Raw genomic sequence first — 4102 nt, 5'->3', positions numbered from 1 at the left:
TAAGCGTGGTGCAGCCGAGCACAACACGTGCGCACCCTTGGCATCCGGCCATCGGATGCGGGACGCGCTGGACCCATGCTTCGAAGATGAGCCTGGCGGCACAATGCACGGGGAGGCGCCGCAACGAAAAAAGGGACCAGATTCTTCAATCTGGTCCCTCATATTCTGGCGCGGCTGGCAGGAATCGAACCCACGACCCCTTGGTTCGTAGCCAAGTACTCTATCCAGCTGAGCTACAGCCGCCCGATGCGCGCATTATAGCAAGGGTTCGCCGATTGGAAAAGCTTCATTGGCATTCCGGCAAATCCTGCTCCTCCGGACCGCCTGTCTTCCGGTGGCGGCCGGCGCTGACCGCGCAGGAAACAGCGGAGGCGCAACGAAAAAAGGGACCAGATCTTTCAATCTGGTCCCTCATATTCTGGCGCGGCTGGCAGGAATCGAACCCACGACCCCTTGGTTCGTAGCCAAGTACTCTATCCAGCTGAGCTACAGCCGCCCGATGCGTGCATTATAGCAGCGCGATCATATTTCCGGAAGCATCATTTTTTTCCGCAGGCAAACAAGCTCTGGTAGATTATCCGGATTGGATCGTGATGGAACACCTATGTTTGCCTGGAAGCCGGGACTCCGACTCGCCCTGGTCGCTCTCTTCATGCTGTGCTTCTGGACCGGCAGTGTCCTTGGTGCACCCCGCAGCCTGCGCTTCGAGCGCCTGTCGATCGAGCAGGGGCTGGCGCAGCAGTCGGTGCTGACGATACTGCAGGACCGGCGCGGCTTCATGTGGTTCGGCACGCAGGCTGGCCTGAACCGCTTCGACGGCTACCGCGTCACGGTTTACCGCAACAACGCGGACGACCCCGACAGTATTCCCGATAATTATGTGCTTGCCTCCTACGAGGACGAACGGGGGCGCCTGTGGTTCGGCACCAAGGGCGGCCTGACCCGTTTCGACCACGCCACCGGCAAGTTCGTGCGCTATGCGGCGCCCGAGGCAAGCGCGCGCGTACCCGGCAGCCCGGCCACGGCAAGCTCGTATACCGGCAACCGCGCGGTGCTGGCAATCCAGCCGGCGCCGGGCGGCGGGCTGTGGCTCGCCACCGGCGACGGCCTGCAATACCTCGATCCCGCCAGCGGGCGCCTGCGCGGCTACCGCCACGATCCGGCCGACCCGCGCACCCTGCGCGACAACCGCGTCAATGCGCTGGCGCTCGACGGCCGCGGCCACCTGTGGATCGGCACCGCGGCAGGCCTCGACCGCCTTGCGCCGGGCGCCGACCGCTTCGACCACCATGACCTCGACCCGGAAGACCAGCAGCGCAACACGGTGCTGGCCCTGTCGATGGGCCCGCGCGATACCTTGTGGGTCGGCACCGCTGCCGGACTGGAAGCCTGGCGCCTGGGCGACGGCACTGCCTTCGCACAGCCGCGGCGGCGGCGTATCGGCACGGACGAAGGCATGAGCGAAGCGCGGATCAATGCCCTGTACCACGACCGCGGCAACACCCTGTGGGTTGGCACCGACATGGACGGCTTGAAGTGGCTCGACCCGGCCACCGGACGTTTTCTCAGCTACCGCAACGATCCCGCCGACCAGCACTCGCTGTCGGACAACCAGGTCAGTTCGATGCTGGTCGACCGCACCGGAACCCTGTGGGCGGGTACGCACATGGGCGGGGTCAGCCGCACGGACCTCGCCAGCGGCGGCTTCACGCGCTACGGCGGCAACGAGGGCCTGGGCCGGGCCAAGGTGCGCGCCATTGCCGAGGATCCGGACGGCCGGGTATGGATCGGCACTACCGGGGACGGCCTGATGCGACTGGGCCGGCCGGGTGCGCGCGTCGAGCGCCACGGACAAGGAGAGTTGCCGGGCCAGGTGGTGACTGCGCTGGCGCATGCCCGCGAGCGGCTCTGGATCGGCACCCCGACCGGCCTGTACTGGCGTGACGCAGCCGGGCGCTTCGGCCAGACCGCGTTGGGCGCGAGCCCGGGCGCCAACCATGTCCAGGCCATCCATGCCGGACGCGGCGGCACCCTCTGGATCGTCACCCGTGGGGGCCTGGCCGCGCTGCCGCCGGGGCAGCAGACGGTCCGCACCTGGCGCCACGACGCCGACGACTCGGGGAGCCTGGGCGAGAACTACGGCTTCGCGGCATTGGAGGACCGCCGCGGGATCGTCTGGATCGGCACCGAAACCGGCCTCGAACGCTACGACCCGGGAAGCGGACGCTTCACGCATTACCGCCACGATCCCCGCAACCCGCACAGCCTGCGCCATGGCCGTATCTATTACCTGATGGAGTCGGCGCGCGGCGAGCTGTGGGTCGGCACCGCGGGCGGCCTGCACCGGATGGAAGTGGGCAAGGAAGCGGGCACGGAAATGGACGGCGAAAGGGTACGCTTCCGCTTCTACCCCTTCAACAAGGGGCCCGAGGCCCTGCCGATCGGCGCGATGATCGAGGACGAGCATGGCTTCGTCTGGGCCAGCACGACCGCCGGCATCACGCGCGTGGATCCCGCCACCGGCGTGACCAAGAACTACACCGCCAAGGACGGCCTGGTGGACGGTTCCTATTTCGTCGGTGCGGCGATGCGCAGCCGCGACGGCCAGTTCTGGTTCGGTGGCACCAGCGGCCTGACGTCCTTCGTGCCGGACGCGGTCCGCGACAATCCCTATGCGCCGGAAGTCGTGATCACCGACTTCCTGGTGCTGAACCGTTCGCGCGCCACGCCCAATCTGCACGAACAGTCCGCGCTCGCGCTGTCGCACCACGACACCGTGTTTACCCTGGAATTCGCGGCCCTGCATTATGCCGACCCGGACGGCAACCGCTACGCCTACCGATTGGAGGGATTCGACCAGGCCTGGGTCGACACCGACGCCCGCCGCCGCTACGCGACCTACACCAACCTCGATCCGGGAACCTATGTATTCCGGGTCCGCGCCAGCAACAAGGACGGCGTCTGGAGCGCGCAGCCGGCCAGCCTGACAATCACGATCGAGCCGCCGTTCTGGAAGACCCCGTGGTTCCGCACGCTCGCCGTGCTGGCCCTGCTGTCGCTGTGCACCGCCACCTACCGGCTGCGCATCCGCGCGCTGGTCGGCCAGAAGCTGCTGCTGGAGCGCGAAGTCGGCGCCCGCACCATCGAGTTGCGGCGCCAGAAGGAGTCGGCCGAGCGCCGCAAAAAGGAGGTCGAGCAGCAGAAAGAAGTGGTGGAGCAGGCACACCGGAATATCGCACTGCTCTCCGACATCGGGCGCGCGCTGACGGCCAACCTGGAGCTCGAAGCGATCATGCGTACCCTGTACGAGCACGTGCACGCGTTGATGGACGCCAGCCTGTTCGCGGTGGTGCTGCGCCATCCGGAGCGCGGTTCGATCGAGTATGCGTACGCGGTGGTGGACGGCGAGCGCCGCGCCGCCTTCGAGCTGCCGGAAGACCCGAACCGCCACCTTGCCGCCTGGGCCATCGTGCGCGGGCGCGAGGTGCAGGCCGGCGAGCTTCCCGACGATCTGCTGGACTACCTGCCGGCGCTGCCGCCAGAGGAGGCGTTCGAGTTCGCCTTGCCCTGCGCCTGGCGCGCCGGCATCGCGCCGCGCTCGCTGCTGCTGGTGCCGGTGGTGGTGGGCGAACGGGTACTGGGTGCGTTGACGGTGCAAAGTCCTGCCGCCCGGGCCTATGGCCCGGTGCACCTCGACATGCTCGAGACGCTGGCGGCCTATGTCGGCGTGGCGATCGACAATGCCAGCGCCTACCGCCAGCTCAAGGAAACCCAGGCGCAACTGGCCGCGCAGGAAAAGCTGGCCTCGCTCGGCTCGCTGGTGGCGGGTGTCGCCCACGAGCTGAATACGCCGATCGGCAACAGCCTGCTCATGGCCAGCACGCTGCAGGAGCGAACCAGCGACATCGCGGCGCGCTTCGACAGCGCCAGCCTGCGCCGCTCCGACCTGGCCGACTACATGTCGGCTTCGCGCGAAGCGTCCAGCCTGATCATGCGCAGCCTGCACAATGCGGCGGAACTGGTGAACAGCTTCCGCCAGGTCTCGGTGGACCAGGCCAGCGCCCAGCGGCGCCGCTTCGACCTGGCCCGGGCCTGCCAGGAG

At 67.6% G+C, this 4102-nt stretch carries 1 protein-coding gene and 2 tRNA genes; 1 reads left to right on the top strand and 2 read right to left on the bottom strand.

Annotation, left to right across the window (positions count from 1 at the left end):
- Positions 1-166: 166 nt before the first annotated feature.
- Positions 167-243 (bottom strand) — tRNA-Arg (locus MA09_RS02130).
- A gap of 176 nt (positions 244-419) precedes the next feature.
- A tRNA-Arg gene (locus MA09_RS02125) sits at positions 420-496 on the bottom strand.
- Positions 497-604: 108 nt separating this feature from the next.
- Here MA09_RS02125 and MA09_RS02120 point away from each other — a divergent pair.
- Positions 605-4102: two-component regulator propeller domain-containing protein (locus tag MA09_RS02120; RefSeq protein WP_051933094.1), on the top strand; the 3498-nt coding region annotated here is incomplete at its 3' end.

Source organism: Massilia sp. BSC265, from assembly GCF_000740675.1.
In the GTDB taxonomy this organism is placed as follows: domain Bacteria; phylum Pseudomonadota; class Gammaproteobacteria; order Burkholderiales; family Burkholderiaceae_D; genus Telluria.
Note: the sequence above shows the minus strand (reverse complement) of the source record. Positions and strands in the feature narration are given on the sequence as shown.